The organism is Stenotrophomonas sp. yr243 (assembly GCF_900184195.1).
GTDB lineage: Bacteria > Pseudomonadota > Gammaproteobacteria > Xanthomonadales > Xanthomonadaceae > Stenotrophomonas > Stenotrophomonas lactitubi.
Genome location: NZ_FXWT01000001.1, coordinates 601412 through 625886 on the forward strand (window position 1 = coordinate 601412; position 24475 = coordinate 625886).

Annotated in this window: 27 protein-coding genes; 8 read left to right on the top strand and 19 right to left on the bottom strand. The window is 66.1% G+C overall.

Annotation, left to right across the window (positions count from 1 at the left end):
• Positions 1-19: 19 nt before the first annotated feature.
• Positions 20-652: a 23S rRNA (uridine(2552)-2'-O)-methyltransferase RlmE gene (rlmE, locus tag QOL57_RS02805; protein ID WP_089240257.1), complete on the bottom strand. Its 633-nt coding sequence runs from the start codon at positions 650-652 to the stop codon at positions 20-22.
• Positions 653-716: 64 nt separating this feature from the next.
• On the opposite strand from rlmE, the gene yhbY reads away from it, so the two are divergent.
• Positions 717-1022, top strand: coding sequence for a ribosome assembly RNA-binding protein YhbY (gene yhbY / locus QOL57_RS02810; RefSeq protein ID WP_089240255.1), 306 nt, complete (start codon positions 717-719; stop codon positions 1020-1022).
• A 12-nt stretch (positions 1023-1034) separates the two neighbouring features.
• Positions 1035-1409 carry an Mth938-like domain-containing protein gene (locus QOL57_RS02815; RefSeq protein ID WP_032976512.1) on the top strand — a complete coding sequence of 125 codons (375 nt, stop codon included), beginning with the start codon at positions 1035-1037 and terminating at the stop codon, positions 1407-1409.
• 338 nt (positions 1410-1747) lie between these two features.
• Here QOL57_RS02815 and QOL57_RS02820 read toward each other — a convergent pair whose 3' ends face one another.
• The 4 genes from QOL57_RS02820 to surE are packed head-to-tail and all read right to left on the bottom strand — an operon-like array spanning position 1748 to position 4617.
• On the bottom strand, positions 1748-2533 hold the full coding sequence (locus QOL57_RS02820; protein ID WP_089240253.1) for a peptidoglycan DD-metalloendopeptidase family protein: 786 nt from the start codon (positions 2531-2533) through the stop codon (positions 1748-1750).
• Positions 2530-3144, bottom strand: a complete 615-nt coding sequence (locus QOL57_RS02825) for a YqaA family protein (RefSeq protein WP_089240251.1) — start codon at positions 3142-3144, stop codon at positions 2530-2532. Before QOL57_RS02825 ends, QOL57_RS02820 begins: the two co-directional genes overlap by 4 nt.
• A 19-nt stretch (positions 3145-3163) precedes the next feature.
• Positions 3164-3841, bottom strand: coding sequence for a protein-L-isoaspartate(D-aspartate) O-methyltransferase (locus QOL57_RS02830; RefSeq protein WP_089240249.1), 678 nt, complete (start codon positions 3839-3841; stop codon positions 3164-3166).
• Positions 3838-4617 (bottom strand): 5'/3'-nucleotidase SurE, encoded by a 780-nt coding sequence (surE, locus tag QOL57_RS02835; protein WP_089240247.1) that lies wholly within the window; start codon positions 4615-4617, stop codon positions 3838-3840. Before surE ends, QOL57_RS02830 begins: the two co-directional genes overlap by 4 nt.
• A 209-nt stretch (positions 4618-4826) precedes the next feature.
• On the opposite strand from surE, the gene QOL57_RS02840 reads away from it, so the two are divergent.
• Complete coding sequence (locus QOL57_RS02840; protein ID WP_089240245.1) at positions 4827-5366, top strand: Smr/MutS family protein; 540 nt, start codon at positions 4827-4829, stop codon at positions 5364-5366.
• 257 nt (positions 5367-5623) lie between these two features.
• Here the strand turns inward: QOL57_RS02840 and truD are convergent, their stop codons facing one another.
• The 10 genes from truD to QOL57_RS02890 form a co-directional block, all read right to left on the bottom strand.
• Entirely contained in the window at positions 5624-6655 is a 1032-nt protein-coding gene (truD, locus tag QOL57_RS02845; protein WP_089240243.1) for a tRNA pseudouridine(13) synthase TruD, read from the bottom strand.
• Positions 6652-7149: a 2-C-methyl-D-erythritol 2,4-cyclodiphosphate synthase gene (gene ispF / locus QOL57_RS02850; protein WP_089240241.1), complete on the bottom strand. Its 498-nt coding sequence runs from the start codon at positions 7147-7149 to the stop codon at positions 6652-6654. The genes truD and ispF overlap by 4 nt, the downstream gene beginning before the upstream one ends.
• 34 nt (positions 7150-7183) lie before the next feature.
• A complete protein-coding gene (gene ispD, locus QOL57_RS02855) occupies positions 7184-7882 on the bottom strand; it encodes a 2-C-methyl-D-erythritol 4-phosphate cytidylyltransferase (protein WP_089240239.1) in 699 nt (232 codons plus the stop codon).
• A complete protein-coding gene (gene ftsB / locus QOL57_RS02860; RefSeq protein ID WP_089240237.1) occupies positions 7879-8229 on the bottom strand; it encodes a cell division protein FtsB in 351 nt (116 codons plus the stop codon). The genes ispD and ftsB overlap by 4 nt, the downstream gene beginning before the upstream one ends.
• 4 nt (positions 8230-8233) lie before the next feature.
• Entirely contained in the window at positions 8234-9526 is a 1293-nt protein-coding gene (gene eno, locus QOL57_RS02865) for a phosphopyruvate hydratase (protein ID WP_089240235.1), read from the bottom strand.
• Positions 9527-9623: 97 nt separating this feature from the next.
• Positions 9624-9956: a hypothetical protein gene (locus tag QOL57_RS02870; RefSeq protein WP_089240233.1), complete on the bottom strand. Its 333-nt coding sequence runs from the start codon at positions 9954-9956 to the stop codon at positions 9624-9626.
• Positions 9956-10303 (bottom strand): hypothetical protein, encoded by a 348-nt coding sequence (locus QOL57_RS02875; protein ID WP_089240231.1) that lies wholly within the window; start codon positions 10301-10303, stop codon positions 9956-9958. The genes QOL57_RS02870 and QOL57_RS02875 overlap by 1 nt, the downstream gene beginning before the upstream one ends.
• On the bottom strand, positions 10300-11130 hold the full coding sequence (kdsA, locus tag QOL57_RS02880) for a 3-deoxy-8-phosphooctulonate synthase (protein ID WP_014036736.1): 831 nt from the start codon (positions 11128-11130) through the stop codon (positions 10300-10302). Before kdsA ends, QOL57_RS02875 begins: the two co-directional genes overlap by 4 nt.
• Before the next feature lie 88 nt (positions 11131-11218).
• The gene (locus QOL57_RS02885) at positions 11219-12883 is read right to left on the bottom strand and encodes a CTP synthase (protein WP_089240229.1); all 1665 of its coding nucleotides are present in this window, start codon (positions 12881-12883) and stop codon (positions 11219-11221) included.
• A gap of 401 nt (positions 12884-13284) precedes the next feature.
• A complete protein-coding gene (locus QOL57_RS02890) occupies positions 13285-13518 on the bottom strand; it encodes a hypothetical protein (RefSeq protein ID WP_089240228.1) in 234 nt (77 codons plus the stop codon).
• Between the two features lie 160 nt (positions 13519-13678).
• Between QOL57_RS02890 and parE the strand changes: the two genes are divergently transcribed.
• The 3 genes from parE to QOL57_RS02905 all read left to right on the top strand — a co-directional run bounded on the left by parE (position 13679) and on the right by QOL57_RS02905 (position 18157).
• Positions 13679-15568 carry a DNA topoisomerase IV subunit B gene (gene parE, locus QOL57_RS02895; protein WP_089240227.1) on the top strand — a complete coding sequence of 630 codons (1890 nt, stop codon included), beginning with the start codon at positions 13679-13681 and terminating at the stop codon, positions 15566-15568.
• 415 nt (positions 15569-15983) lie between these two features.
• On the top strand, positions 15984-16562 hold the full coding sequence (locus QOL57_RS02900) for a GNAT family protein (RefSeq protein WP_089240225.1): 579 nt from the start codon (positions 15984-15986) through the stop codon (positions 16560-16562).
• A 98-nt stretch (positions 16563-16660) separates the two neighbouring features.
• Positions 16661-18157: a S10 family peptidase gene (locus QOL57_RS02905; RefSeq protein WP_089240223.1), complete on the top strand. Its 1497-nt coding sequence runs from the start codon at positions 16661-16663 to the stop codon at positions 18155-18157.
• 431 nt (positions 18158-18588) lie between these two features.
• Here the strand turns inward: QOL57_RS02905 and QOL57_RS02910 are convergent, their stop codons facing one another.
• The gene (locus tag QOL57_RS02910; protein WP_089240221.1) at positions 18589-19710 is read right to left on the bottom strand and encodes an inorganic phosphate transporter; all 1122 of its coding nucleotides are present in this window, start codon (positions 19708-19710) and stop codon (positions 18589-18591) included.
• Positions 19711-19723: 13 nt separating this feature from the next.
• Complete coding sequence (locus QOL57_RS02915) at positions 19724-20350, bottom strand: DUF47 family protein (RefSeq protein ID WP_025878890.1); 627 nt, start codon at positions 20348-20350, stop codon at positions 19724-19726.
• A 292-nt stretch (positions 20351-20642) separates the two neighbouring features.
• On the opposite strand from QOL57_RS02915, the gene QOL57_RS02920 reads away from it, so the two are divergent.
• The gene (locus QOL57_RS02920) at positions 20643-21947 is read left to right on the top strand and encodes a hemolysin family protein (protein ID WP_223880018.1); all 1305 of its coding nucleotides are present in this window, start codon (positions 20643-20645) and stop codon (positions 21945-21947) included.
• Positions 21931-22584 carry an exopolysaccharide biosynthesis protein gene (locus tag QOL57_RS02925; protein ID WP_089240217.1) on the top strand — a complete coding sequence of 218 codons (654 nt, stop codon included), beginning with the start codon at positions 21931-21933 and terminating at the stop codon, positions 22582-22584. Before QOL57_RS02920 ends, QOL57_RS02925 begins: the two co-directional genes overlap by 17 nt.
• A 201-nt stretch (positions 22585-22785) precedes the next feature.
• Here QOL57_RS02925 and QOL57_RS02930 read toward each other — a convergent pair whose 3' ends face one another.
• Both QOL57_RS02930 and QOL57_RS02935 read right to left on the bottom strand, forming a co-directional pair.
• Complete coding sequence (locus QOL57_RS02930) at positions 22786-23283, bottom strand: pyridoxamine 5'-phosphate oxidase family protein (protein WP_089240215.1); 498 nt, start codon at positions 23281-23283, stop codon at positions 22786-22788.
• Positions 23284-23350: 67 nt separating this feature from the next.
• The gene (locus QOL57_RS02935) at positions 23351-24346 is read right to left on the bottom strand and encodes an LLM class flavin-dependent oxidoreductase (protein WP_089240213.1); all 996 of its coding nucleotides are present in this window, start codon (positions 24344-24346) and stop codon (positions 23351-23353) included.
• Between the last annotated feature and the right edge of the window lie 129 nt (positions 24347-24475).

A 24475-nucleotide genomic window follows, 5' to 3' on the forward strand; every position in this document is an offset into this window, starting at 1 on the left:
CGAACTTACGGGGTCGAGCTTACTTCATGTGGGCGCGTTTTCCCTGACCCAAGGCATACACCTCGGGAGAGCGCTTGCGCGACGCTTCCGGCTTGCGGATGGAGACCTTGTCGTACCGGCGGCGCATGTCGCGCACGTAGTCGTCAAAGCCTTCGCCCTGGAACAGCTTGATCAGGAATGCCCCACCGGTCTTGAGGTGGTTGTCGGCAAAATCCATGGCCAGCTCCGCCAGGTGCATCATCCGCGGCTGGTCGACCGCGCCCACACCACTCTTATTGGGGGCCATGTCCGACAGCACAAGGTCTACCAGCTGATCCCCGAGCATGGCTTCAAACTCCGATAGGACGGTTTCTTCCCTGAAGTCACCATGAAGGAACTCCACGCCGGCCAGTGGCGGCATGTCCAGAATGTCCAGGGCCAGCACGCGGCCAGTGTCGCCAATCTGTCTCCGAACCTGCTGAGACCAGCCGCCCGGGGCCGCGCCGAGGTCGACCACCACCATGTGCGGCTTCAGCAACCGGTCACGTTCGAGCAGTTCTTCGAGCTTGTAGGCCGCACGGGAGCGCATGCCTTCGGCCTGGGCCTTCTTCACGAAGGGGTCGGAGAAGTGTTCCTTGAGCCAGCGCTGGCTGCTTTTGCTGCGGGTAGCCATTGTAAATAGGGGCTGAGGGGGTCGCCATGATACCCTGATCGTCCCATTCAACCGTGTTTTCTGCATGCCCACTGCCTTGACCCCTTCCCAGACCCGTTTCCTGCGCGGCCAAGCCCATGACCTGAAGGCCCTGCTGCAGATCGGCGGCAAGGGCGTCAGTCCGGCCTTCCTGACCGAGCTGAACGAAGTGCTGGAACGCCACGAACTGGTCAAGGTGAAGGTTGCCGCCGAAGACCGTGACGCCCGCGACGTGATGATCGACGAGATCGTGCAGGCCACCGACAGTGCGCTGGTGCAGCGTATCGGCCACGTGGCCGTGCTGTATCGCCCGAGCAAGGAACACCGCCAGATCGTGCTGCCGCGCGGCTGATCGGTCCCTGCCATGCAGCTGAACCACGAACTGCCCGACTACGCCTACAGCCTGCGCGCCGCTGACGGTCGTTCGGCACGGGTCAATGATCGCGTTCTGGGCAACAGCTTCTTCCTGACGCCGGACCAGCTGGTCGAGCAGTGGCCGGTGACCGACGTCGCGGCGCTGCAGGTGGCGGACCTGGAGCCGATCCTGGCACTGAAGCCGGCGTTGATACTGCTCGGCACCGGCGAACGCCAGGCGTTCCCGCCGGCGGTTGTCATGGCCGCCTGCCTGTCGCGTGGTATCGGCCTGGAAGTGATGAACAATCCGGCTGCCGCGCGCACCTTCAACATCCTTGCCGGCGAAGGCCGCAAGGTGGCGGCCGCCTTCATTCTGGAAGGCTGAGGCCTGAAGCCGCCGGGCATGGCCCGTCGCCACCCTGGATCACGCCCCATTTTTAGCGCCCGAGCCAATGCTCGGGCGGCGCCGTGCAGCGACGGAAAAGCAGCCGAGCATTGGCTCGGCTCTACAGAACAGCATGCCGGGCATGGCCCGGCGCCCTGCCCCTGAACCGCCCGGAAGGCGAATGTCCGATTACTTCGCCGGTAGATACTGCTGCGGGTCGACCGGCTTGCCGTTGTAGCGGGTGAGCCGAGGGCGCTTGCGGCCCATGGGCCGCGCCCTCGGCGAACGCCCGGCGCGCTGCGCCGGGCCGGGGATCCGCCCGGAAGGCGAATGTCCGGTTACTTCGCCGGTAGATACTGCTGCGGGTCGACCGGCTTGCCGTTGTAGCGGATCTCGAAGTGCAGCATGTCCCGGTTGGCCCCGGTACGGCCCATCTCGGCGATCTGCTCGCCGGCCTTCACGCTCTGCCCTTCATTGACCAGGCGCTTGCGGTTGTGGCCATAGGCCGACAGCCACTGGTCGCTGTGCTTGATGATGATCAGCTCGCCATAGCCGACCAGGCCGGCGCCGGAATACACCACGACGCCATTGGCCGTGGCTTTCACCGGTGCGCCGCTGGTGCCGGCGATGTCCACACCCTGCTTGGTCGCATCGCCGGCCACGTAGCGGCCGACGACTGCGCCATCGGCCGGCCAGCGCCAGGCGATGTTGCTCTTGACCGGACCGGCCGGACCCGGCGTCGGCGCGGTGCTGCCGCCAGATGCGCTGCCACCCGGACGCGGCGCGGTGACCACGGTGGTCGGCGCACGGCCACCACCGGAACCGGCCGGATACAGGCGGATCACCTGCCCCGGGTAAATGGTCGACGGATTGTCCAGGTTGTTCCAGGCGATCAGGTCGGCCGGGGTGATGTCATGGATGCGGGCCAGCGCATAGATGGTGTCTCCCTTGCGCACGACCACCGTCTGCCCCGGCTTGGGCACCGATGTCTTCGGCGTGCTGACGCCACTGCCGCCGCTGCCACTGGGCCGGACCACGGTGGCGGTGCCACAGGCGGCCAGGGTGGATACCAGCAACGCCAGTGCGCCGATGCGCACTCCCTTGCTCAGACGATCTGCACTCATGCGAACTTCGACCTCCATACAAGCCAGGCGATCAGCACCACCACCAACGCGGTGGCGATCCAGCCCAGCGGTTCAATCCATCGGCGCAGCGCTGCTTCGGCGCGCGCACCACCGATACGGACGACCGCGGCAAGCACGAACACGCGCTTGCCACGACCGATCAACATGCTCAACAGGTACTGCGGCATCGGCACGCCGACGATACCCGATGCCCACGTGAAGACCTTCATCGGAATCGGCATGAAGCCGCCCAGCACCAGGAAGGTGAACACCGCCCAGGGCGACTCCACCATCTTGGCCTGCACGGTAGCGATGCCCTGCTCGATCGCCGGCAGCATGCCCAGCGCCTCGAACATCGGCTTGACCGCCTCGAACGCGTAGTGACCCAGCGCGTAACCGATCACCGCGCCGACCATCGAGCCGGCCAGGCTGAGGGTGGCGAACCACCAGCCGCGTTTGGGCTGGGCCACGCACATCGGCGCCAGCATCACTTCCGGCATCACCGGGAAGATGATGGCTTCGAAAAAGCTCAACACCATCAGATAGGTCGGCGCGCGCTCGTGCGCGGCCCACTTCATCGCCCGCTCGTACAGCGGCCCGAAAATCTTCATGCGACCCTGCTCCGTGGATTCAATCGAGCATGCCAGACAGCAGCGGCACGAAGGTGACCGGCGCCAGCACGCGTTGTTCGATGCTGCCGTCGTCCTTGCGGTCAAGCTGCACCAGCGACTGTGCGCCCGCGCCACCGACCGGGGCGACCAGGCGGCCACCTTCGGCCAACTGCTCGACCAGGGCATCGACCAGGGCCGGTGCGGCGGCGGTGACCACGATGGCGTCGAACGGGCCATGCTCGGCCCAGCCGACACGCCCGTCGTCGTGCTTGGTGCGGATGTTCATGCCCAGCGCACGGAAACGCTTGCGCGCCTGCCGCAGCAGATCGCCGATGCGCTCGACGGTATAGACCTCCAGCCCCAGCGCACCAAGCACCGCCGCCTGGTAGCCAGAACCGGTGCCCACTTCGAGCACCTTCTTCGGCGCTACCTGCAGCACGGCCTCGGTCATCCGCGCCACCACCCACGGCTGCGAAATGGTCTGGCCGTGGCCGATCGGCAGCGCGGTGTCTTCATACGCGCGCGAGGCCAGGGCCTCGTCGATGAACAGATGACGTGGCACCACCCGGATCGCGTTCAGCGTCGACTCGTCGACGATGCCGGCCTCGCGCAGGCGGTCGACCAGGCGGTCACGCACGCGCTGCGAGGTCATGCCGATGCCGACCGCTTCCGGCTGCAGGCGCAGGCGTGGGCTCATGCCGGCTGGTCCAGCGCGGCGGTAAGGCCGCCGACCCAGCTGGCGACCTTTTCCAGCGCCTGGTAGCGGGTCAGGTCGACCTGGATCGGGGTGATCGAAATGTGGCCGGTGCGCACCGCATGGAAATCAGTGCCCGGGCCGGAGTCCTGCTCGCGGCCGGCCGGACCGATCCAGTACACCTCGTTGCCGCGCGGGTCTTTCTGCGCGATGCAGCCTTCGGCGCGATGGCGGTTGCCCAGGCGGGTGACTTCGAAGCCCTTGACCTCGCTCCACGGCAGGTCCGGCACATTGACGTTGAGGATGGTGTCGGCCGGCAGCGGATCGGCCTTCAGCCGGGCAACGATCTCCACCGCGGCACGCGCCGCCGTCTCGAAATGCTTCGGGTCGTGGTTGCGGGTCACCAGCGACACTGCGACAGCGGGCAGGCCCAGGAAACGACCTTCCATCGCCGCCGACACGGTGCCGGAATAGATCACGTCATCGCCGAGATTGGCGGCGTTGTTGATACCGGACACGACAATGTCAGGCTCGAACTCCAGCAGGCCGGTCAGCGCGAGGTGCACGCAATCTGTAGGCGTGCCGGCCACCGACACGGTGTAGTGGTCGATGCGCTTGAGCCGGATCGGCAGATCCAGGGTCAGCGAATTGCTGGCGCCGGAGCGATCGCGGTCGGGTGCGACCACCGTGACTTCGTGCCCGGCCTCGCGCAGCACGGACGCCAGCATCCGGATGCCCGCCGCGTCGACACCATCATCATTGCTGACCAGGATGCGCATCTTCGATTTAACCGCTTGATTTTCCAAGAATTCGATCCCGTCACCTTGCAACGTGGGCGAAACCGGCCAGGCTCCTACAAGAAGGTGGCGACTCCGCAAGTGCGCCGACTATTGTGCCGCAAGCGGGCGCCGGGTCCTACCCTGTCTGCGGTCACGGCCGACATCAAACGGTCATAGGCAGACCCGCGCAGCCGGTTTAACCTGTGCGGATGTCGCACCCTGAAGATGAAGATCCGGCTGCATTGTTCCGTGCAGCCATCGGCGAAGTGACGCCGCTGCGCAAGGAAGTGGAGCCCGCGCCTGCCGCGCCGCGCCCCAAGCCGCGCGCGCGCATGGCCGAGCGCGACGACGCCGAAGCTGCCGGCGAGTTCGCCCGGCTGCTGCGCGACAACGCTCCTCTCGAAGCGGGCGACGTTGCCAGCTATCGGCGCGACAACCTGCCGCCACGCCTGTTCCAGCGCTTGAAGCGCGGGCAGTACTCGGTACAGGACGAACTGGACCTGCATGGCGCCACTGCCGCGCAGGCGGAGACGATGCTGCGCCAGTTCCTGCTGGAGGCGCACGCCCACGAGTACGGCTGTGTGCGCATCATCCACGGCAAGGGCCTGCAGTCCGATGGCAGTGCGCCCGTGTTGAAGAACCTGGTGGACCGGCTGCTGCGCCTGCGCAACGACGTGCTGGCGTTCCATTCCGCCCCGACCGGGCAAGGCGGCACCGGCGCAGTGCTGGTGCTGCTGGCGCGGCGCTGACGTTCTGGCGGTTGGACTCATCCACGCATGGCGTGGATCTACTGACGGCCCATCCACGCGTGGCGTGGATCTACTGACGGCCCTTCCACGCATGGCGTGGCTCTACTGACGGTCCATCCACGCATGGCGTGGATCTACTGACGGCCCATCCACGCATGGCGTGGATCTACTGACGGCCCATCCACGCATGGCGTGGATCTACTGACGGCCTATCCACGCCATGCGTGGATGCTCTTCGCCTCCGCCCCCATTTTCTTTCAGACCTGCGAAGCGTCTTCGACCGGCCCGAGCTCGTGCAGGACGGCCGTGGCGTAACAGCCCGGCGGCAGCGCGAAGGACAGCTCCAGCACGTCAGCGGCCAGCCACTGGTGCTGCAGCAATGCCGGACGCAGCCGCAGCGCGCGCCGCTCCTGCTTCAGCCGCGCCTCTTCCAGGCCGACACGCAGCGCCTTGGATTCATCATCATCCAGCGCCGCCAGCTCCAGCTCACGGGCGGCGTCAGTGCTGCGCAGCTCACCCTCGCCCCACAGCGGAGCGCTGGGATGGATGTCGAAGCGCGCCAGGCGCTCGGCCAGCACGTCGCTGTACGGCTCGGGACCGAACACGCTGCGGCTGCCGTCCAGCATCCACACTTCACCCTGCAGCGGCTGGTCCCAGCTGCCCTGCTCCACGCGCGCGGCCAGCACCCGGTTGAACAGCGCCGAACGGGCGGCCGACAACAGCAGCGAACGCTGGTCCTTGCGCATGCGGCGGCCACCGAACATCGCCAGCGCCGCCGGCACATTGCCACCATCACGACCGAAGCGCTGCTCGCCGAACCAGTTCGGCAGGCCGCGCGTGGCAATCTGCTGCAGGCGCTCGTCGATTGCCGCGGCGTCACCCTGCACATCGCGCAGCACCAGCTTGAAGCGGTTGCCCGCCAGCGCACCGCGCTGCAGCTTGCGGTTGTGCCAGGTGGACTCGATCACCTCGATCTCGTCACTGGCGAGTTCGGCCAGGTCCGGCGCGACGCGCTTGGGCAGATGCACGCTGAAACGCTGGGTGGTGACCGCGTTGCGATCCTTCATGCCGGCATAGCTGACCGCCATTTCCGGCAGACCCGCCCACTTGGCCAGCACCTTGGCGACGTGCACCGTGTTCGCGCCGCGCTTGCGGATATGCAGCAGCAGGTGCTCGCCTTCACCGGTGGCCTCGAAGGCCGGCAGCTCATCGACCTGGAAATCTTCCGGCGTGGTGCGGATGCGCGCTTGCAGCAACGGCGCGCCGAACGCGAGCGGCAGCGGAATCATGCCGCCACCAGCAGGACGACCGCCTGCGCGGCGATGCCTTCGCCGCGGCCGGTAAAGCCCAGCTTCTCGGACGTGGTGGCCTTGACGCTGACCGCATCCAGCGGCAGCTGCAGCAATTCACCGATGCGCTCACGCATGGCCAGGGCATGCGGGCCGACCTTGGGCCGCTCGCAGATCACGGTGATGTCGGTGTTGCCGACACGCCAGCCACGCTCGCGCAGCAGGCTGTCGCAGTGGCGCACGAACTCGCTGCTGTCCGCGCCCTTCCAGCGGTCGTCGCTGGGCGGGAAGTGCTGGCCGATGTCACCCAGCGCGATCGCGCCGAGCATGGCGTCGCACAGCGCGTGCAGGATGACGTCGCCATCGCTGTGCGCAAGCACGCCGCAGCTGTGCGGTACCGCGACGCCGCCGAGCATGATGTGGTCGCCTTCACCGAAGGCATGGACGTCGTAGCCCTGACCGATACGGACGGGCGGGAACGGGGAGGTGCTCATGGATGCAGCCCTTGCAGCAGGGCCGCGCGGGCGGTCAGCCGGCGCGGCGGGAGAGTACGAATTCGAAACGATCGAGATCGGCCGGGGTGGTGACCTTGAAGTTGTCCTCGCTGCCTTCCACCAGCAGCGGGCGCTGGCCCTGGCGCTCCATGGCCATGGCGTCGTCGGTGACGTCGACGCCGGCGGCGGCCGCTTCGGACAAGGCGCGGATCAGCTGGTGGCGGCGGAACAGCTGCGGCGTCAGTGCACGCCACAGGCGCTCACGCGGCTCGGTGCCATCGATGCCGCCATCATCACCGGCGCGCTTGAGGGTGTCGCGCACCGGCGCGGCCAGAATGGCGCCGACCGGGTCGTTACGCCCCACTTCCAGCAGGCGGCCAAGATCGGCCTGCGACAGGTTCGGACGCGCCGCGTCGTGCACCAGCACGAATTCATCGGCACGCACACTGTCCGGCAGGGCCTGCAGCCCCGCCAGCACCGAGGCGGCGCGGGTGGCGCCACCGGTGCAGGTCAGCACCGGCTTGCCGGCCCATTCGGTCCAGCCCGGCCAGTCAGCATCGTCCGCACCGATCACCACCATCGCCCCGGCCACGGCCGGATGTGCCAGCAGCGTGTCCAGGGTATGGGCGAGCAGGGTCTGCCCGCCTGCCTGCAGGTACTGCTTGGGCAACGGCGCACCAAAACGCGTGCCGCGCCCTGCGGCCGGAACCACCACCCAGATCGCCGCGCTCATGGCACGTCCGCCGGATGGTCACCGGCCTGGGCCGTGACCGGCGCAGGCTGCGCCGGGCGCGTTGGTGCATCTTCCACGACGCGATAGAACTTCTCGCCAGGCTTGATCATGCCCAGCTCGCTGCGCGCGCGTTCTTCGATGGCGGACTGGCCTTCCTTGAGGTCCTTCACTTCGGCAGCAAGCGCATCGTTGCGCTGCTGCAGACCGTCATTGTCCCGCTCCTGGTTGGCGACCTGGGCTTCGAGCATCATCACTTCACCCGAATTGCCCGGGCCGAACCAGAAACGGTACTGCAGCCATGCCAGCAGCAGGGCCAGCAACAACAGCAGCCAGCGCCAGTCGCGCATCGGCTCAGCGCTTCAGCGACACGAACGCGTCACGACCCGCGTAACGCGCGCCGGCACCGAGGGCTTCCTCGATGCGCAGCAGCTGGTTGTACTTGGCCACGCGATCGCTGCGGCACAGCGAGCCGGTCTTGATCTGGGTGGCGGTGGTGGCCACGGAGATATCGGCGATGGTGGTGTCTTCGGTTTCACCCGAACGGTGCGAGACCACGGCGGCGTAACCAGCACGGTCGGCCATGGCGATCGCTTCCAGGGTTTCGCTGAGGGTGCCGATCTGGTTGACCTTGATCAGGATCGCGTTGGCGGTGCCCGAATCGATGCCTTCCTGGAAGATCTTCGGATTGGTGACGAACAGGTCGTCGCCGACCAGCTGCACCTTCTTGCCGATGCGATCGGTCAGCAGCTTCCAGCCTGCCCAGTCGTTCTCGGCCAGGCCGTCTTCGATGGTGATGATCGGGTACTGCGCGGCCCAGTCGGCGAGGAAGTCGACGAACTGTTCGGAGGTCAGGCGCTTGTTCTCGCCGACCAGGTTGTACTTGCCGTTCTCGAAGAATTCGCTGGAGGCCACGTCCAGGCCCAGCAGCACATCCTCACCGGCGGTGTAGCCGGCCTTGCCGATGGCTTCGAGGATGGTGTCCAGCGCCTCGACGTTGCTGCGGAAGTCCGGCGCGAAGCCGCCTTCGTCGCCCACCGCCGTGCTCAGGCCGTGGCCCTTCAGCACCGACTTCAGCGAATGGAAGATTTCGGTGCCGGCACGCAGCGCTTCGGAGAACGAGGTGAAGCCGACCGGCAGCACCATGAACTCCTGGAAATCGACGTTGTTGTCGGCGTGCGCGCCGCCGTTGATGATGTTCATCATCGGCACCGGCAGCGACGGGGTCGCGCCGGTCTTGCTGGCCAGGTACTGCCAGAGCGCCTGCTTGCTGGAGGCAGCGGCGGCATGCGCGGCGGCCATGGAAACACCCAGCAGTGCATTGGCGCCCAGGCGGCCCTTGTTCTCGGTGCCATCCAGATCGATCAGGCGACGGTCCAGGCCGGCCTGGTCGGTGGCCTCGAAGCCCTTCAGTGCGTTGGCGATGGCGCCGTTGACGTTGTCGACGGCCTTGCGCACGCCCTTGCCGAGGTAACGGGTCTTGTCGCCGTCACGCAGCTCCACCGCTTCCTTGGTGCCGGTCGATGCGCCGGAGGGAACCGCGGCGCGACCGAACGAACCGTCCTCCAGGGTGACTTCGGCTTCCAGCGTGGGGTTGCCACGGCTGTCGAGGATTTCACGGGCATGGATGCTGCGGATCGTACTCATGGTCGGGCCGGTTACCTGTATGGAGAGGGGGCGACAAAAACGAATGCCGCGTGATTATCCCCGGCTACCCCTCACTTGCCAAATGGCCTGAGCGGCATCAGCCCCAGCTGGACCCGATCACGATCATCACCAGCGACACCAGCAGCACCAGCAACGCACCGGCAATGGCCGCGCACACCGGTCCGCGCCGCCGTCGCCAGGCCATCACCATCGCGCCCAGGCTGCCGGCGAAAGACAGCACCAGCGTGACCAACGCGCCCAGCATCCAGTACTGCACAGCCTGCACGCCGTTGTTGCCATCCCCCGGCGGCCGGAAGCTGGCGGCGAAGGCCAGCACGCCCAGCAGCAACGCGCCCCAGGCGAGCACCGACAGCAACAGGGCGATCAGGCCCCAGGGGCGACTGTGCGAGGGTTCAGGCGTCGTATTCATCAAAGCAGATCGTGCAGCAGGATGCCCACCCACAGCGACAGCAGGACCATCGCCAGTGCAGCGGTGACCCTGCCCCGGTTCAGGCGCCAGCCGAGCACCGCGGCGAAAAGCCCTGCGGAAATGGTCAGCACTTCGGCCACCGCCAGCGCGATGACGAAAGGCAGCAGGTTCACTACCGGGCCGCCGGCGCTGGACGGGCGCATGCCGGCACCGAACAGCATGCCGATGGCGAATACGCCCGATACCGAGAGCAGGGCCAGACCGAGTGCGATCGGGCCCCACGGCCACTGCCGCCAGTGCCGGCGACGACGCTGGATCTCCAGCGCCGCCTGCGGGTGCTGACTCACGCGAAGCGCGAGAAGCCGTGCTTCTTGGTCACCGCGTCAAGCTCCATCAGGGTCTCGAGCAGGGCTTCCATCTGGTCCAGCGGCCACGCATTGGGGCCATCGGACAGCGCCTTGGACGGGTCCGGATGGGTCTCGGCGAACAGGCCGGAGATGCCCACGGCAACCGCGGCACGCGCCAGTACCGGCACATGCTCGCGCTGGCCACCGGAACTGGTGCCCTGCCCGCCCGGCAGCTGCACCGAATGGGTAGCATCGAACACCACCGGGCAACCGGTATCGCGCATCACCGCCAGCGAACGCATGTCGCTGACCAGGTTGTTGTAGCCGAAGCTGGCGCCACGCTCGCAGACCATGATCTGCTCGTTGCCGGTGGCCTTGGCCTTCTCGACAACGGGCTTCATGTCCCACGGCGCCAGGAACTGGCCCTTCTTGATGTTGACCGGCTTGCCGGCCGAGCACACCTTGCGGATGAAGTCGGTCTGGCGGACCAGGAACGCCGGGGTCTGCAGCACGTCCACCACCGAGGCCACTTCGTCCATCGGGGTGTACTCGTGCACGTCGGTCAGCACCGGCACGCCGATCTGCTTCTTGACCTCGGCAAGCACCTTCAGGCCCTCTTCCATGCCCGGGCCACGGAAAGCGGTGCCGGAGGTGCGGTTGGCCTTGTCGAAGCTCGACTTGAAGATGAAGTTCACACCGAGCTTGTCGGTCACTTCCTTCAGCTTGCCGGCGGTATCCAGCTGCAGCTGCATCGACTCGATCACGCAGGGGCCGGCGATCAGGAACAGGGGCTGGTCCAGCCCGACCTCGAATCCACACAGTTTCATGGCGTTTCCTTGTTGTCCGCTACACCGGCAGTGCCGGTGCGCTGGGGTTGAAGCGAGCAAGATGGGGGCCGGCGGCCCCCATGACAAGTCAGGCGCGCACTTCCTGCAGCAGCTTGCCACCGGCCTTGCGCTCGCGCGCGGCACGGATGAAGCCGATGAACAGCGGGTGGCCATCACGCGGGGTGGACAGGAATTCCGGGTGCGCCTGGCAGGCCAGGAACCACGGATGCTGGTCGCGCGGCAGCTCAACCACTTCCACCAGAGTGTCATCCATCGACTTGCCGGCGATCACCAGGCCTGCGTCTTCCAGCTGGGTGCGGTAGCGGTTGTTGAACTCGTAACGGTGGCGGTGACGCTCGGCGACCACGTCCTTGCCGTACAGCTCGCGGGCCAGCGTGCCCGGCTTCAGGCGCTGCTCCTGCAGGCCCAGGCGCATGGTGCCGCCCAGGTCGCTCTTGTCGTCACGCTTTTCCACGTCGCCGGTGGCGGTGCGCCACTCGGTGATCAGGCCGATCACCGGATTCGGCGACTGGCGATCGTTCTCGGTGCTGTTGGCGTCTTCCAGGCCCACCACGTGGCGCGCGTAGTCGACCACGGCAGCCTGCATGCCGTAGCAGATGCCGAAGTACGGCACCTTCTGCTCACGGGCGTACTGCGAGGTGAGGACCTTGCCTTCGAAGCCACGGTCGCCGAAACCACCCGGCACCAGGATGCCGTCGACATCGGCCAGCGCGGACATGTCGCTGCCCTCCAGATCCTGCGCTTCCAGCCACTTCAGGGTGACCTTGGTGCGCTGGCGCAGGCCACCGTGCTTGAGTGCCTCGCCGACCGACTTGTAGGCGTCCTGGTGGTCGATGTACTTGCCGACCACCGCGATGGTCACCGCATCCAGCGGATGCAGGGTGGCATCGACGGCGTCTTCCCACATCGACAGGTCGACCGGGCCGGCCTTGTCGGCCAGCTTCAGCTGGTTGATGACGATCTCGTCCAGGCCCTGTGCGTGCAGGCCCATCGGAATGCGGTACAGCACATCGACGTCGGGCACGCTGATCACCGCGCGCTCGGAGACGTTGGTGAACTGGGCGATCTTGCGACGCTCGGAATCCGGCACCGGCTGTTCCGAGCGGCACAGCAGCACATCCGGCTGGATGCCGATCGAGCGCAGTTCTTTCACGGAGTGCTGGGTCGGCTTGGTCTTCAATTCACCCGCCGCAGCGATGTACGGCACCAGGGTGAGGTGCATGAACAGTGCCTTTTCCGGGCCACGCTCGGTGCGCACCTGGCGGATCGCCTCCAGGAACGGCAGCGACTCGATGTCACCGACGGTGCCGCCGATCTCCACCAGGGCCACGTCGAAGCCCTCGGTGGCTTCGTCCATGCAGCGACGGATCTCATCGGTGATGTGCGGAATGACCTGCACGGTCGCGCCCAGGTAGTCGCCGCGGCGCTCCTTGCGGATCACTTCTTCGTAGATGCGACCGGTGGTGACCGAGTTCTTGCGGCTCAGGCGGGTGCGCACGAAACGCTCGTAATGGCCCAGGTCGAGATCGGTTTCGGCGCCGTCGTCGGTGACATACACCTCACCGTGCTGGAACGGGCTCATGGTGCCCGGGTCGACGTTGATGTACGGATCGAGCTTCATCATCGTGACCTTCAGGCCACGCGCTTCGAGAATGGCGGCCAGTGACGCGGCGGCAATACCTTTGCCGAGCGAGGACACCACGCCGCCGGTTACGAAAATCAAGGGAGTCATGGCTGCAAGCATCCTGTCTGGAAATGGAAAACGGCAGCGCCACGCCTGCCCGGGGGGCGGGCGTGGAGCAGAAAGGGGGTTTTCCGGTTCGCTGGAGCAGCGAGGGAGGTGCGGGCCCGGCCGGCGCCAGGCGCCAACGGGGAACCACCCTGCGAGGTCGGGGCGGCCGTGCCGGTCACTTCGACCGTCACCTGCGACCCGCTTTGCTGGAGGCCACGCTTGGCCGTGCCAGCCCATTCGCAAATGGTGGACACGCACTTACTCCCGGAAAGCCATAGTTTACAGATAGATGGCCGCCAACCCAAGGGGCAGATGGCGCGATCGGCAAAAAGAAACGCCCCGCTGGGCGGGGCGTTCAAGGGTGAAACCCTTGTGGCAAGGGCTTCGGAGGGGCAGAAGAATTACTTCTTCTTGCGTGCCTCTTCCTCTTCTTCCTGCTGCGGCACCGGCTGGCCCTTGGCCTTCATCTCGGCATTGGCCTGCGCGCGGCGCTTGGCCTTGGCGTCGGCTTCGGACTGCGCCTTGTCGGCCTGGTCACCCTGCTGCGGAGCAGGCTGGCCGGCGTTCTGCGCCAGCACCATCGGCACTGCAACAGCGGCGGCAGCCAGGATCGCAATGGTCAGCAACTTCTTCATGGAGTCCTCCTCGCGGTATGGCTCGGATATGGGGGGCGCCGGTGTTCGGTTCCAGCGGCTGCCATTTTACCCCCTCCCCGCCAACGAGACTGAACCGCAGGCGTGCAAATTCCCGGTCCAGACCGCACACTTGCCCGTCGCTCCACGCTTTCGAAGACAGATGAACGCCCGCTATAACGCCGCCGATATTGAAGTCCTGTCCGGCCTTGACCCGGTCAAGCGCCGCCCCGGCATGTATACCGACACCGCGCGCCCGAACCACCTGGCGCAGGAAGTGATCGACAACTCGGTGGACGAGGCCCTCGCAGGCCATGCCCGCTCGATCGAGATCACCCTGTTCAAGGACGGCAGCGTGGAGGTCAGCGATGACGGTCGCGGCATGCCGGTGGACATCCATCCGGAAGAGAAGATCCCGGGCGTCGAGCTGATCCTTACCCGCCTGCATGCCGGCGGCAAGTTCAACAACAACAACTACACCTTCTCCGGCGGCCTGCATGGCGTCGGCGTCAGCGTGGTCAATGCGCTGTCGACCCTGGTGGAAATCCACATCAAGCGCGAAGGTGCCGAACATCGCATCACCTTCCGCAACGGCGACCGCGCCTCGCCGCTGGAAGTGGTCGGCACCGTCGGCAAGAAGAACACCGGCACCCGCCTGCGTTTCTGGCCGGACCCGAAGTACTTCGATACGCCCAAGTTCGCCGTGCGCGCGCTCAAGCACCTGCTGCGCGCCAAGGCCGTGCTGTGCCCGGGCCTGACCGTCAAGCTGACCGACGAAGCCACCGGTGAAGTCGATACCTGGTACTACGAGGACGGCCTGCGCGATTACCTGCGGCTGGAGCTGGGCGATCGCGAATCGCTGCCGGCCGACTTGTTTGTCGGCACGCTGAAGAAAGAAACCGAGATCGTGGACTGGGCCGTGGCCTGGCTGCCGGAAGGCGAGCTGGTGCAGGAAAGCTACGTCAACCTGATCCCCACCGCGCAGCACGGCACCCACGCCAACGGCCTGCGCACCGGGCTGACCGAAGCGCTGCGCGAGTTCTGCGACTTCCGCAACCTGCTGCCGCGTGGCGTCAAGCTGGCCCCGGAAGACGTGTGGGACCGCGTGTCATTCGTGCTGTCGCTGAAGATGACCGACCCGCAGTTCAGCGGCCAGACCAAGGAACGCCTGTCTTCGCGCCAGGCCGCAGGTTTCGTCGAAGGCGCCGCGCACGATGCGTTCAGCCTGCTGCTGAACCAGAACGTGGAGCTGGGCGAGAAGATCGCGCAGATCGCCATCGAGCGCGCCAGCGCGCGCCTGAAGACCGAGAAGCTGGTTGTCCGCAAGAAGGTCACCCAGGGCCCTGCCCTGCCCGGCAAGCTGGCCGACTGCATCAGCCAGGACCTGTCGCGCACCGAGCTGTTCCTGGTCGAGGGCGACTCGGCAGGCGGCAGCGCCAAGCAGGCCCGCGACAAGGATTTCCAGGCGATCCTGCCGCTGCGCGGCAAGATCCTCAACACCTGGGAAGTGTCCTCCAACAGCGTGCTGGCCTCGGAGGAAGTACACAACCTGGCGGTGGCCATCGGCTGCGACCCGGGCAAGGATGACATCACCGGCCTGCGCTACGGCAAGGTGGTGATCCTGGCCGACGCCGACTCGGATGGCCTGCATATCGCCACCCTGCTGACCGCGCTGTTCCTGAAGCACTTCCCGGCACTGGTCGATGCCGGCCACGTGTTCGTGGCGATGCCGCCGTTGTTCCGCATCGACGTGGGCAAGCAGGTGTTCTACGCCCTGGATGAGGAAGAAAAGCGCTCGATGCTGGACAAGATCGAACGCGAGAAGATCAAGGGCGCCATCAACGTGACCCGCTTCAAGGGCCTGGGCGAGATGAATCCGCCGCAGCTGCGCGAGTCCACCATCCACCCGGACACGCGCCGTCTGGTGCAGCTGACCATTGATGATGGTGAGCAGACCCGTTCGCTGATGGACATGCTGCTGGCCAAGAAGCGTGCATCGGATCGCAAGGGCTGGCTGGAGAGCAAGGGCGATCTGGCTTCGCTGGAAGCCTGACGCTCGCGGCCCTCCTGTAGAGCCGAGCCCACGCTCGGCTGCATTTCGCGCCGTGCCGGGCAGCCGAGCATCGGCTCGGCTCTACAGACATCACGCCCCCATCGGCAAACCCTGCGGGTCCATAATGCGCGCTCATCCGCGTGGACGACCCCATTGCCCGCCAACTCGCTGCTGTTTCCCGGACTGCCGCTGCACAGCGCGCGCCTGGGATCGCAAGGGCTGGCTGGAAAGCAAGGGCGATCTGGCTTCGCTGGAAGCCTGACGCTCGCGGCCCTCCTGTAGAGCCGAGCCCACGCTCGGCTGCATTTCGCGCCGTGCCGGGCAGCCGAGCATCGGCTCGGCTCTACAGACATCACGCCCCCATCGGCAAACCCTGCGGGTCCATAATGCGCGCTCATCCGCGTGGACGACCCCATTGCCCGCCAACTCGCTGCTGTTTCCCGGGCTGCCGCTGCACAGCGCGCGCCTGGTGCTGAGCCCCATCCGCCGCGATGACGCAGCGGCCCTGTTCGCCCTGCAGTCCGACCCGGACGTGATGCACTGGTGGAACCACCCGGCATGGACGCGCCCCGCCGAAGCACGTGCGCAGATCGACGACGACCTGGCTGCACAGGCTACCGGCACGCAATTGAAGCTGGCCCTGCGTGAGTCGGTGGACGGCCCGCTGCTGGGCATCTGCGTGGTGTTTGCCCTGGATCGCGACGCCGCCCGCGCCGAAATCGGCTATCTGCTGGCACCTGGCAGGCAGGGCCATGGCTACATGCATGAAGCGCTGCAGCGGGTGCTGGCCTATCTGTTCAACACCCTGCAACTGCATCGGGTGGAAGCCGAGATCGATCCACGCAACAAGGCCTCGGCACAGGTGCTCGAACGCCTGGGTTTCCACCGCGAAGGCCTGCTGCGGCAGCGCTGGCGTATCCGCGGTGAACTGGCGGACTCGGCCGTGTATGGGCTGCTGGCCGACGACGCTGCGCGCTCACCCACCTTCGCTTGACCGGATCAGGCCGCAACGCTGGTCCATGCCTTTGGACACATACGGTACGCGGCACCCCGTCCTAGCATCGGGGTCCCTTCCGCTGCCGTTCCGGTGCCATGAAGTTCCTGCTGCACTCTGCCGCGCTCTGCGTCGGCCTGCTGATCGCCCCTGTCTGCGTGCTGGCCGCTCCTGCTGCTGACAGCGCCTCCGAAACGAAAGAAGAAAAGACCGAGGCCGCTCCACTGCCGGCCGATGCGTCGGCTCGCCAGAGCATGCGCCTGGCGGGCCGCACCCTTGACTACACCGCCACCGTCGGCACGCTGCCGGTACGCGATGCGAAGGGCAAAGTGATCGCCGATGTGGTGTTCACCGCCTACACCATGCCGGGCAAGGACCGGCCGGTGACCTTCGCGCTCAATGGCGGCCCCGGCGCGTCGTCGGTGTACCTCAACCTGGGCGCCATCGGCCCGAAGGTGGTGACCTTCGGTTCGGAAGGCGACAGCGCATCGGCGCCGGCGAAGCTGCACGACAACCCGGGCACCTGGCTGGATTTCACCGACCTGGTGTTCATCGACCCGGTCGGCACCGGCTTCAGCCGCGCCCGCATCGGCGATGACGAAGCGAAGAAGCAGCTGTACAACCCCAGCGCCGACATCGAGTACCTGTCGCGCTCGATCTACGACTGGCTGTTGCGCAACCAGCGCATGGGCGCGCGCAAGTACCTGACCGGCGAGAGCTACGGCGGCTATCGCGGCCCGCGCATCACCCACTTCCTGCAGACCCGCCTGGGCGTGGCGATGAATGGCCTGGTGCTGGTGTCGCCGTACCTGAGCCCGACCCTGGAAGACAACGCCGATGTTTCGCCGATGGCGTGGATGCAGACCCTGCCCTCGATCGCTGCTGCGCACCTGGAGCGCCAGGGCAAGCTGACCGACGCGGCGATGCGCGAGGTGGTCGAGTACACCCGCGGCGACTACGCCACCGCACTGATGAAGGGGCGCAGCGATCCGCAGGCGACCGAGGCGATGCTGCGCCGGGTGGCCGAGTTGACCGGCCTTGACCCGCAGTTCGTGCGCCGCGCCGGTGGCCGCCTGGAAACCCAGGCCTACCTGCGCGAGGTGTTCCGCGACAAGGGCACGCTGGGCAGCCGCTACGATTCCAACGTCACTGCATTCGATCCGTTCCCGAACGATCCGGAGCAGCGCGCCAACGATCCGCTGCTGGACAGCATCATCGCGCCGACCACCACGGCGATGGTCGACTTCGTCACCCGCGAGGTCGGCTGGAAGGTGGATGCGCGCTACCAGGCGCTGAACTACGACGTGAATCGTCTGTGGGATCGCAATGGCGACCTGCGCGAGGGTGCGGTGACCCAGCTGCGCCAGGCCGTTGCGATCGACCCGCATCTGCAGGTGCTGATCGTGCACGGCTGGAATGACCTGTCGTGCCCGTTCATGGGCTCGATCCTGACGGTGGACCAGATGCCGACGATGGGCAGCAATCCGGACCGCGTGCAGGTGCGCAGCTATCCGGGCGGGCACATGTTCTATAGCCGGGCCGACAGCCAGGCGGCGTTCCGCAGGGATGTGCAGGCGCTGTTCCAGCGTAATTGAGGGGTTGTCGGCCGGGCCTGCGGCCCGGCACCCACAGAATCAACGGCAACGGCAACGGAAACGTCCAAAGCCACGATTCGTGGGATGGCGGGGTGGGATGGGCTTGCAGGACTCGCCGTAAACCCATCCATGGGGGCTCGATGGCGCCATCCATGGCGCCAACGGTCCTGCAAGCCCATCCCACCCCGCCTTCGACAGGTTCATGCTGCTGATGGTGGGTGGTCGACCGACTGCTGCTGTTGATGATGTCGACTTCTCGCTGCTTTTGGTGGGTGTCGACCTTGGTCGACACGGTAGATCCACGCCATGCGTGGATACGGGAAAATGATCTGCCATGAAAAAAGCCCGCCGGAGTCCGGCGGGCTTTTTGTTTTGCCGGGATCAGATCTTTTCCCCGTAGGGAAAGAGCTCTGACCCCAATGCCACTCGCTTCAGGCCCAGCCGAACAGCTCGAACAGCTTCAGGATCAGGTAGGCACAGCCGCCTGCCGCCGGGATGGTCAGGATCCAGGCCCAGACGATGCGCTCGATCACGCCCAGACGCAGCGAACGCGGGTTCTTGGCGAAGCCGACGCCCATGATCGCGGTCGAGATGCTGTGGGTGGTCGACACCGGCATGCCGAAGTGGGCAGCCACGGTCAGCACGGTGGCCGAGCTCGTTTCTGCGGCGAAGCCGTGGATCGGGTGCAGCTTGACCATCTTGTGGCCCAGGGTCTTGATGATCTTCCAGCCGCCCGAGGCGGTACCGGCGGCCATCACCACGGCACAGGTCAGCACGATCCACATGGCGATGCCATCACCGGCGTGCGCGTCCGGATGCATGAAGGCCAGCCACGACGGCAGGTCGTTCAACGCGCCGGTCGCTTCGGCACCGATCAGGGTCATGGCGATGATGCCCATGGTCTTCTGCGCATCGTTGTGGCCGTGGGCGAAGCCCATGTAGGCCGCCGAGGCGATCTGTGCCTTGCCGAAGAACGCATTGACGATGCGCGGGCGTGCCAGCCGACCGATCGCGCCGCCGATCTTGGCCAGGCCTGCGATCAATGCCCACAGCAGCACCATCACCACGATGCCGAGCAGGAAGCCGGCAATCGGCGAGGTGATCATCGGCACGAACACCTTCCACAGCAGGCCCTTGTTCTGCGCCCAGCTGCCGAAGCGTTCCGACCAGATCAGCGCATCCCAGTTGTTGTGGGCCGCGGCCAGGCCGGCACCACACAGGCCGCCGATCAGCGCGTGCGAGGACGAGGACGGCAGGCCCTTCCACCACGTGATCAGGTTCCAGATGATGCCGCCCAGCAGCGCGCACAGGATCACCTGCGGGGTCACATCGACCACGTTGGTGTTGAGCAGGCCCGACGCGATGGTCAGGGCCACGGCGGTGCCGGTCAGTGCACCGAGCAGGTTCATGAACGCGGCGAGCATCACCGCCCAGCCGGGCGAGAGCACCTTGGTCGCCACCACGGTGGCGATGGAGTTGGCGGTGTCGTGGAAGCCGTTGATGAACTCGAAAACGAGTGCGGCCAGGATCACCACCAGAACGAGGGTCAGCATGCTGTGGCGTCCGTCAGCTGTTCTTCAACACGATCTGGTAGGCCACCACGCCGGCTTCGCGGCAGCGGTCGATGGCCTTTTCCAGGATCTCGAAGAATTCCTTCAGCAGGAACATCTGCAGGTTGTCCAGGCGACCGGAGTAGATGTCGCGGTACAGCTCGAGCATCAGGCGGTCGGCCTCGTTTTCCAGCGAACGCAGGCGCTCGTTGAGCGCGGTCATCCGGTCCAGGTTCATGTGGCGCAGGTCGGCGACCATCTCCACCACCACGCCAGCGGCCTGCTCGAGCATCGCCGCGCGGGGCGCGAAGTCGATGTGCTCCAGGTGGGTCGTGGCCAGCGAATAGCGATCGGCGAACTTCTCGATCTGCTTGGGAATCTTGTACAGGGCCGAGCCCAGCGCTTCGATGTCTTCGCGCTCGATCGGGGTCATGAAGCTGTCCACCAGCGCCTGGCTGATCTTGTCCGAGGCCGCGCGTTCGCGCAGTCGGGCCAGCTTGAAGGCATCCAGGGCGGGCTGGCGATCGGCGTCGCGCAGCATCGAATGCAGTGCCTTGGCGGCATCGGAAGCCGCGACGGCAGCCTCATCAAGCAGGGTGTAGAACTGTTTGCCGGAACCGAAAATGGTCTGCAGAGAGAACATTGAGAAACCTGTCAGCCGTCGCGGGAAGGACGGCACCAGTGCGAATTATGACGGCTAGATGACCATCACGGGTATCCCTGCCCCCTTTTCGGGGCCGGGAGGCCCAAAACTGAACAGGCATTTGCCACCCAGCCACGGCCCTTTGCTAAGATGCCAGCGCGCCTTCGGGCGCACCTTATGGACGACGACCCTTATCCCCCAGCGCCGCGCCGGACCCTGTTCCTGAGCGCCTGCCGCCATCGCAAGCACCCGCCCTCCCTGTCACCAACCGGGGACGATGCCCGTGTTTGAAATGATCCTGATTGTCTTCGCGCTCGTTCTGTTGAACGGCTTCTTTGCCATGTCCGAGATGTCGGTCATGACCTCGCGAAAGAGCCGGCTGAAGCAGCTGGCCGGTACATCCAAGCGCGCGGCCAAGGCACTGGAGCTGTCGGAGAAGCCGGAAGCGTTCCTGTCCACCGTACAGATCGGCATCACCGTGATCGGCGTGCTGACCGGCTTCCTCGGCGGCGAAGCACTGGGCGAGGCCATCGGCGGCTGGATCCAGGGGCTGATGCCGGGCTTCGCCTATGCCGGTGCGGTTGGCAAGGCGCTGGCAGTCACCTTCATCACCTTCATCACGCTGATCTTCGGCGAACTGGTACCCAAGCGTCTGGCCCTGACCCGTTCAGAGGACATCGCCGGACTGGTGGCGCTGCCGATGAGCTGGCTGGCCAAGCTGGCCTTCCCCTTCGTCTGGCTGCTGTCCAAGACCACCCAGCTGGTGCTGCGCCTGTTCGGCCTGGGCAAGGACGAGGTCGCGTCGGTCACCGAAGAGGAGATCCGCATGCTGGTGGCCGAGAGCCACGAGGCCGGCGTGATCGACAGCCACGAACGCGACATGATGAACCGCGTGATGCGCCTGGGCGACCGTACCGCCGACAGCCTGATGACCCCGCGCAACCGGATCGCCTGGCTGGACACGCTGGGTGGCCTGGACAAGAACCTGGAGATCATGGCCGAGCATGAGTTCTCGCGGTACCCGGTGTACCGCGACAACGACATGGACGTGGTCGGCGTGCTTGAGCTGAAATCGCTGGCCACGCGCATGGCGCGCGGCGACAACGCGCTGTTCCAGACCCTGCGCGAGCCGCTGTACGTCTCTGAATCCACCCATGCGATGAAGCTTCTGGAGATCTTCCGCGAAGAACAGCAGTCGATGGCGCTGGTGGTGGACGAGTACGGCGAGATCCAGGGCCTGGTGACCATCAGTGACCTGATGGGCGCGGTGGTCGGCCGCCTGCAGGCGACGGAGAATGCCGACGAAGACGCGCTGGTGGTGACCCGTGAAGACGGTTCGCTGCTGGTGGACGGCTCGCTGCCGATCGAGGATCTGCGCGAGTTGATCGGCAGCAACGACCTGCCCGACGCCGAGGATGGCGACTACTACACTCTGGCCGGCATGTGCATCCACTTCTTCGGCCGCATCCCGCACGCGGGCGAGTACTTCGACTGGGCCGGCTGGCGCTTCGAGGTGGTCGATCTGGACGGTGCGCGGGTGGACAAGCTGCTGCTTCGCACCCTGTCCGACGAGCAGGCCGATGAGCTCACCGCCTGAGTCCGGCGCCGGCGCTGCACCGCCGGAGTACCGCAACGAGGGCATCCGCACCCTGCTGGCGATGTTCGCCTTCGGTGACCCGGCCCAGCACATGAAGCTGGGGCAGATCCTGCAGGATCTGCAGCAGAGTGCCTTCGGTGTGTTCCTGTTCGTGGCCATCCTGCCCGCCTTCATCCCCATCCCGGGGCTGGGTGGTGCGGTCAGCGGGCCGCTGGTGATCCTGATCGGCCTGCAGATGCTGTTCTGCATGCGCCGGCCCTGGCTGCCTGGGTTCATCGCCCGGCGTGGACCCAAGCGCGGCACCATGCACCGGTTCCTGGACCGCATCGACGGTGCACTGCGCCGCCTCGACCGCATGCTCAAGCCGCGCATGCCACAGATGCTGACGCCTGCCCCCGCCCACGCCTTCAGCGGCCTGCTGCTGGTGCTGCTGGGCCTGCTGCTGTCGCTGCCGATTCCGTTCACCAACTATTTGTTTGGCTTCCAGCTGCTGCTGTTCGCGCTGGCGCTGCTGGAGCGTGATGGTGCGCTGATGTTGTTCAACTGGGTTGCAGCGGTGGTGGCGATCGCGTTCTTTGGTTTCAGTTCCGGGCAACTGGTGGGCTACACCGTCGAACTGTTCCAGCGCTGGTTCTGAGCGCAGGCAACTTCCGGGCGCTTCCCATCCACGCATGGCGTGGATCTACTTCGGATCACCTGCATCCACGCATGGCGTGGATCTACTTCGGATCACCTGCATCCACGCATGGCGTGGATCTACTTCGGATCACCTGCATCCACGCGTGACGTGGATCTACCTTGAACCCAGTAGATCCACGCCATGCGTGGATGGGGCACCTCAACGCAGATCGATGAAACCGTTGTCCCCCAACTGTGCCGGCTCATCCTGCACGGCCGACAACACGAAACTGAGGGCCGAGCCCAGCAGCGTGCCCGGCCCGTCCCAATATTCGGCGGTCTCCGCACGCACGTGGATCAACCGCAATTTCGGATCATCGGGACCACCGGGAAAGAACAGCTTCATCGCCGGCGACCACAGCTCTTCGATCTTGGCGCGGTCATCGACAATGCGCGCTGCACCCGCCACCGACACATACGTATTTTTCGACGGTGAGGCATAGGCCACGTTGACCCGCGGGTCGAGCGCGATCTCCGCCACCTTCGGGCTGTCGGCAGCGGTGGCGAACCACAGGTCACCATCGAAGGCGACCTGCTGGGTGCCGAGCGGACGGCTGTAGAGGCGCCCGTCGACACCGCGGGTGGTGAACATCGCCACCTGCACGTCCTTGATCAGTTCGGCCAGCTGGGCAATGTGTTCGGTACGGGACTGGTCCATGGGGGACTCCGGAGGTGTGAGTCCCCATCAGACGCGCCTGCGCCGCAAATTGCCGTGACGCAATTGTTCAGCCCGCGTGGCGGGCGTGCCAGGCGTGCATCGCCAGCTCGAAAGAGCGCAGGCGCGCGTGGTGGTCGTACAGGTTGGCGGTAAGCATCAGTTCGTCGGGCTGGTGGCGTTCGACGAAAGCTGCAATGCCGTCGGCCACCTGCTGCGGATCACCCAGTACGGTGCACGCCAGCGCCCGCTCCACGCCCAGCTTCTCATGGGGTTCCCAGAACGATTCGATGTCATCGATCGGCGCCGGGATCCTGCCCGGACGGCCGCGACGCAGATTGACGAAGCTCTGCTGCTGGCTGGTGAACAGCCTGCGCGATTCCGCCTCGCTGTCACTGGCCACCACGTTCAATGCCAGCATCGCGTGCGGTTGCTTGAGCGTGGCCGAAGGACGGAATTCGCGGCGATATACCGCCAGCGCTTCATCCATGGAATCGGGCGCGAAGTGCGAGGCGAAGGCATACGGCAGGCCCATCGAGGCGGCCATGCGCGCGCCGAACAGGCTGGAACCGAGGATCCAGGTCGGCACCCGCAGGCCGCCACCGGGTACGGCCTGCACCGCTTGGCCCGGCTGCACCGGCTCGAAGTAGTGCAGCAGTTCGCGTACGTCCTGCGGGAACTGGTCGGCACTGTCGAAATAGCGGCGCAGGGCGCGCGCGGTCGGCTGGTCGGTACCCGGTGCGCGGCCCAAGCCCAGGTCGATACGATCCGGGTACAGCGAGGCCAGGGTGCCGAACTGCTCGGCCACCTGCAGCGGCGCATGGTTGGGCAGCATGATGCCGCCGGCGCCGACACGAATGCGTTTCGTACCACCGGCGACGTGGCCGATCAGCACCGCGGTAGCGGCACTGGCGATGCCAGGCATGTTGTGGTGTTCGGCCAACCAATAGCGGCGGTAGCCCAGCGCATCGGCATGCTGGGCCAGCTCGAGCATGTTGGCGAAGGCGGCAGTGGTATCGCTGCCCTCGCAGACCGGGGCCAGGTCGAGGATCGACAACGGGATCATCAGGCGGTTTTCCGTCACAAGATCCCCTGTTGATGGGGTCGCCCTGCCCCGGCGGCCAGTGCCGGTAGCGGGACGCTGATTCCCGTGGGACGGATTCAGCGCCACCGGCCTGTGTAGAGCCGAGTCCAC